General features: G+C 61.2%; 1 protein-coding gene (only partly in view). It reads left to right on the forward strand.

Annotation, left to right across the window (positions count from 1 at the left end; translation table 11 throughout):
- Positions 1-6030 carry the end of an amino acid adenylation domain-containing protein gene (locus LCH65_RS17180; protein ID WP_345945909.1) on the forward strand. 10377 nt of this gene lie to the left of the window's left edge, so only the last 6030 of its 16407 coding nucleotides appear in the window; its start codon lies off the left edge, out of view; its stop codon occupies positions 6028-6030.
- Positions 6031-6446: the final 416 nt, after the last annotated feature.

Here is a 6446-nt window from a genome sequence, read left to right on the forward strand (position 1 = left end):
CGTCTGGTCGGCATGTTGTTGTTCCACCATCTGGCGCTGGATCACACTTCGCTGGAAGTGGTGGTGGAGGAAATGCAGGCCAGCCTGCAGGGTCAGATCGAGCAGTTGCCGGCCCCGGTGCCTTATCGCAACCATGTGGCACAGGCGCGTCTGGGTATCAGCCAGGCTGAACACGAAGCGTTTTTCCGCGACATGCTCGGCGACATCGACGAACCGACTCTGGCTTACGGCATACAGGACGTGCAGGGCGATGGCAGTGGCATCGAGGAAGTGAATCAGTTACTAGACAGCCAGCTGAGCAGCCGTATACGCAGCATTGCGCGGCAGTTGGGGGTCAGCGCTGCAAGCCTGGCCCACCTGGCATGGGCTCAGGTGGCTGGTCGGGTCTCGGGGCGCGAAGAAGTCGTGTTCGGCACCGTACTGATGGGCAGGATGCAGGGCGGCAACGGTGCCGACCGGGCGCTGGGCATGTTCATCAACACCTTGCCGCTGCGCATCAGCGTCGGCAGCCAGAGCGCTCTGGCGGCGGTCAAGGTCACTCACCAACGCCTCTCGGCACTGCTGGGGCATGAGCATGCTTCGCTGTTGCTGGCCCAGCGCTGCAGCGGCGTGCCGAGTTCGCTGCCGCTGTTCAGCACCTTGCTCAACTACCGCCACAGCAACAACGGTGCGGCATCGACCGACACATTGTCAGCCTGGCAGGGCATTCAGACCCTGAGCATGGAGGAACGCACCAACTATCCGTTGTGCCTGAACGTCGATGACCTGGGCGATGACTTCGTGCTCACCATTCAGGCCGTCAAACAAATCAGTGCAACGCGCATCGGCGAGTACATGCAGGTTGCATTGCGCAGCCTCGTGGAAGCGCTGGAACACACCCCGCAAGCAGCGCTGAACAGCCTGCCGATGCTGCCGGACGATGAGCGCGAGCTGTTGCTGACGGGTTTCAATGATACTGCCCATCCTTATCCTCGCGATGTGTTGATTCACCAACTGTTCGAACAACAGGCCGCCCAGCGTCCGGGTGCTTGCGCCGTACGCGGCGACAGCGGACCGCTGCTCACTTACGCCGAACTCAACCAACAGGCCAACCAGCTCGCCCATCGCCTGATCGAACTGGGCGTGGAGCCGGATACGCGAGTTGCGGTCAGCCTGCGTCGCGGACCGGAAATGGTCGTGGCGCTGTTGGGTATTCTCAAGGCCGGTGGCGCCTACGTGCCGATCGATCCGGACCTGCCGAGCGCGCGTCAGGCCTATATGCTTGAGGACAGCTCGCCGCAGGCAGTGCTGACCACTCAGGATCTGCACGACAACCTGCCGGCCCTGGACCTTCCGGTGCTGGTGCTCGATGACCGCGATGACCTCGCGCAATTGACCAGGCAGCCGAGCGTTAATCCGGATGCCAAGGCCCTGGGTTTGCAGCCAAACCACCTGGCCTATGTGCTGTACACCTCCGGCTCCACCGGCACGCCCAAAGGCGTGATGAACGAACACCTGGGTGTGGTCAACCGCCTGCTCTGGGCGCGCGACGCCTATCACGTGGACAGCAACGATCGGGTACTGCAAAAGACCCCGTTCGGCTTCGACGTGTCGGTCTGGGAGTTTTTCCTGCCGCTGCTGGCCGGTGCCGAACTGGTCATGGCCCGTCCCGGTGGCCATCAGGACCCTGACTATCTGGCGCAGGTCATGAGTGACGCGGGCATTACCCTGCTGCACTTTGTGCCTTCAATGCTCGATGTGTTTCTGGAACACCGTTCAACCCGCGACTTCCCACAACTGCGCCGCGTACTGTGCAGCGGCGAGGCCTTGCCCCGCGCGTTGCAGCGCCGCTTCGAGCAACACCTCAAGGGCGTTGAACTGCACAACCTCTATGGCCCGACCGAAGCGGCCATCGACGTTACTGCCTGGGAATGCCGCCCGACGGATCCTGGCGAAAGCGTGCCTATTGGCCGTCCGATTGCCAACATTCAGATGCACGTACTGGATGCCCTGGGCCAGTTGCAACCGCTGGGCGTGGCCGGTGAGCTGCACATTGGCGGAATTGGCGTGGCACGGGGTTACCTGAACCAGCCGCAGCTGAGTGCCGAGCGTTTCATCGCCGACCCGTTTTCCAGCGATCCGCAGGCCCGCCTGTACAAAACCGGCGACGTGGGTCGCTGGCTGGCCAATGGTGCGCTGGAATACCTGGGCCGTAATGACTTCCAGGTGAAGATCCGCGGCTTGCGTATCGAGATCGGTGAAATCGAGGCCGCTCTGGCCAAACACCCGGCGGTTCATGAAGCGGTGGTCACCGCTCGCGAAGACATACCCGGTGACAAACGTCTGGTGGCTTACTACACGCAGTCTGCCGAGCACACTGCTGTCGATATCGAAACCCTGCGCGGTCACCTGCAGCAGCAGTTGCCTGAATACATGGTTCCGGCCATTTACGTACTGCTCGATACCATGCCACTGACGCCGAACGGCAAGCTGGATCGCAAGGCGCTGCCAGCACCGGACGGTGATGCGCTGATCAGCCGTGGCTACGAGGCGCCCGAAAGCGATACCGAGATGGCCATTGCGCATATCTGGCAAGACCTGCTGCAACTGGAGCAGGTCGGCAGGCATGACCACTTCTTCGAACTGGGTGGCCACTCTCTGCTGGCCGTGAAACTGATCGAGCGCATGCGCCAGATCGATCTGATTGCCGATGTACGCGTGCTGTTCAGCCAGCCGACCCTGTCTGCCCTGGCGGCGGCGGTGGGCGGCAAGGGGGCCGTCGAGGTGCCCGCCAACCTTATTCCCACCGACTGCGAGCGCATCACTCCAGACATGCTGCCGCTGGCATCGCTGAGCCAGGACGACATCGACCGCGTGGCGTCCAGCGTGCCCGGCGGCATGGCCAACGTGCAGGACATCTATGCCCTGGCGCCGCTGCAGGAGGGGATTTTGTATCACCACCTTGCAGCGGTCGAGGGTGACCCGTACCTGCAATACGCACTATTTTCCTTCGACAATAACCAGCGTCTGCACAGTTTCGCCCAGGCACTGCAAGCTGTAATCGCGCGGCACGATATCCTCCGCACCGCCGTGCTTTGGGAGCGTCTCGAGGCTCCGGTGCAAGTGGTCTGGCGTGAAGCGCCTCTGATGCTTGATGAGCTGGTAATAGACCCGGCCGATGGCGAGGTCACCGAACAGTTGCTCAAGCGTCTCGACCCGCGTCACACGCGCCTGGACATCCGTCAGGCGCCGATGCTGCGCATCGGTTATGCCCACGACGCGGTAAATAATCGCTGGCTGGGCATGCTGTTGTTCCACCACCTGGTTGACGACGCCACGTCGCTGCGCATTCTCACCAGCGAAATCGAGGCGCACATGCTCGGCCAGCAAGCCTCGCTGCCGCCGTCCGTGCCTTATCGCAATTACGTGGCCCAGGCCAGACTCGGTGTAAGCCGCGAGGAACATGAGGCGTTTTTCCGTGACATGCTCGGTGACATCGACGAGCCCACGCTGCCATTCGGCGTGCAGGACGTGCAGGGCAACGGGCGGGGTATCGAGGAAGCATGCCAGCGGGTCGATATCGACCTGAGTCAGCGCTTGCGGGCGCAGGCTCGTCAACTCGGGGTCAGCTCCGCCAGCCTGTATCACCTGGCCTGGGCCCGTGTATTGGGCGCGGTGTCAGGCAAAGACGATGTGGTATTCGGCACCGTGTTGCTCGGTCGTTTGCAGGGCGGTGTCGGCTCCGACAGGGCGTTGGGAATGTTCATCAACACCTTGCCGCTGCGCGTCACGCTGGGTGAGCAGGGCGTGCGCAGTGGCCTGAAAACCACTCACGCACGGCTCAGTGGCTTGGTCGCCCATGAGCACGCCTCACTGGTACTGGCCCAGCGCTGCAGCGGGGTGCCAGCGTCAACGCCGCTGTTCAGTGCCTTGCTTAACTACCGGCATGTCGACGCAGAGGTCAATCAGCAGGCTTTCGACGCCTGGCAGGGCATTGAACATCTGCACAGTGAAGAACGCACCAACTATCCGTTGACCCTTTCGGTCAACGATGAAGGGGTGGGCTTCAGCCTCACGGTCCAAACCATCGCCAGTATCGATGCGCAACGGGTCTGCGCGTATATGCAGACGGCGCTGGAGAGCATGGTCAGCACACTGGAGCAGTCCAGCGAGATGCCTCTGGCAGGTTTGTCGGTTGTGCCGGCAGCAGAGCGTGAGCAACTGGTGTTCGGGCTCAACGCTACCGAGCTGGATTACCCGCAGCAGCAGACCATTCATGGCCTGTTCGAAGCGCAGGTCGAGCGCTCGCCGCAGGCTTTGGCGGTGGTGCATGGCGAACTGCGCCTGACGTATGGCGAGCTCAACGACCAGGCCAACCGCCTGGCCCATGCCTTGCGTAAACAGGGCGTTCAGCCGGATTCCCGCGTGGGGATCTGCGTAGAACGCGGGGCAGAAATGATCGTCGGCTTGTTGGCGATCCTCAAGGCGGGCGGTGGCTATGTGCCGCTGGACCCGGCTTATCCGGCCGAACGAATTACTTACATATTGCAGGACAGTGAGCCAGCGGCGGTGTTGGTCAAGGCAGCCACTCGGCATTTGCTGGCAGGCGTTTCGGTGCAGACCATCGACCTTGATGATCAGAGCGCCTGGCAACACGAATCCATACAGAACCCGGAAATCGAGGGCCTGACCTCGGCACATCTGGCGTACCTGATCTACACCTCGGGTTCTACCGGTATGCCGAAAGGCGTGATGATCGAACACCGCAACACCGTTAACTTCCTGACCTGGGCGCACACGGCTTTCGACGGCTCTGCACTGGAAAAAACGCTGTTCTCCACCTCGCTGAACTTCGACCTCGCGGTCTACGAGTGCTTTGCGCCGCTGACATCGGGTGGCAGCATCAACGTGGTGAAAAACGTTCTTGAACTGCAACACGGCGAACACGATATCGGCCTGATCAACACCGTGCCGTCAGCGCTGAAAGCGCTGCTGGAAATCAACGGGTTGCCAGGATCGGTTCACACCGTCAACGTCGCTGGCGAAGCGCTCAAGCGCAGTCTGGTCGAATCACTGTTCGAGACAACCGGCGTGCAGCGCCTTTGCAACCTGTACGGGCCGTCCGAAACCACCACTTACTCAAGCTGGGTGGCGATGGACCGCGAAGACGGCTTCGCTCCGCATATCGGCAGGCCGGTGGGCAACACCCGGTTCTATCTGCTGGACGAGCAGCAACAGCTCGTTCCGCGAGGTATGCCGGGTGAAATCTACATCGGCGGGGCAGGTGTGGCCCGTGGTTATCTGAACCGCGATGATCTGACCGCAGAACGTTTCCTGAAAGACCCGTTCAGCCAGCAGCCCGCGGCACGCATGTACCGCACGGGTGACCTTGGCCGTTATCTGCCGGATGGCAATATCGAATACCTGGGTCGTAACGATGATCAGGTGAAAATCCGTGGTTTCCGTATCGAACTGGGCGAGATCGAAACGTGTCTGGCCAAGCACCCAGGGGTACAGGAAACGGTGGTTGTCGCCCGTGAGGACGTACCAGGCGAAACCCGTCTGGTGGCGTATTTCACAGCGTCCGACCCTGCACGGCTACCGGAAAGCAGCGATCTGCGCACGTACCTGCAAGGGCTGCTGCCGGACTACATGCTCCCGGCAGCTTATATGCCGCTTGACGCGTGGCCGCTGACGCCGAACGGCAAGCTCGACCGCAAGGCCCTGCCGGCACCGGACAGCAGCGCACTTGTCTCGCGCGCTTACGAAGCCCCGGTGGGTGACGTCGAGATCAAACTGGCAGCGCTTTGGGCGGACCTGCTTAATGTCGAAAAGGTCGGACGTCATGACCATTTCTTCGAACTGGGCGGGCATTCTTTGTTGGCGGTGAGCCTGATTGAGCGCATGCGTCAGGCGGACCTCGAAGCTGACGTTAGAGTGCTGTTCGGTCATCCGACGCTTATTCAGGTGGCGGCGTCAGTGGGCAAGGTCAAGCGGCTGGAGGTGCCGGAGACGAAAATTCCGACGTTCAAGCGCAAACGCCGTATCTGAAGCCACGGCAACCACCCGACCGGTTTGCAAACGGTCGAGTGGTTGCCTTCCACCCTGAAGCCCTTCGCAACGCTTTCCCAACGTTTTCCCAACATCCCCCCTGCTTGTTCAGCCAAGCGCTCGCACATCGCTGCGTTGACGTCACCCTCAAGTCTTGTCCCAGCTTCCCACGACAGACAGTCGCCTGTGGATGCTCTAATTTTTGCGGCGTGTGGGAAGCACGGCGAATGGGAAGTTTCGTGTGTGTCATAGGATCGCAGCCCTTTATTGCTGCGGCTCCAATCATACCTGCGCCCGGATCCCGTTCTGTCTTCGAGTTTCGAAGCCCCTCCGTATTTATCGTGCGAAACACTGTTTGCGACACCGTGCCCCGGAGTCGTCAACCCTCTCCGAAATGAAAAACAGCAGGTTATTCG

This window comes from Pseudomonas sp. MWU16-30316, assembly GCF_020515645.1.
Lineage (GTDB): Bacteria > Pseudomonadota > Gammaproteobacteria > Pseudomonadales > Pseudomonadaceae > Aquipseudomonas > Aquipseudomonas cerasi.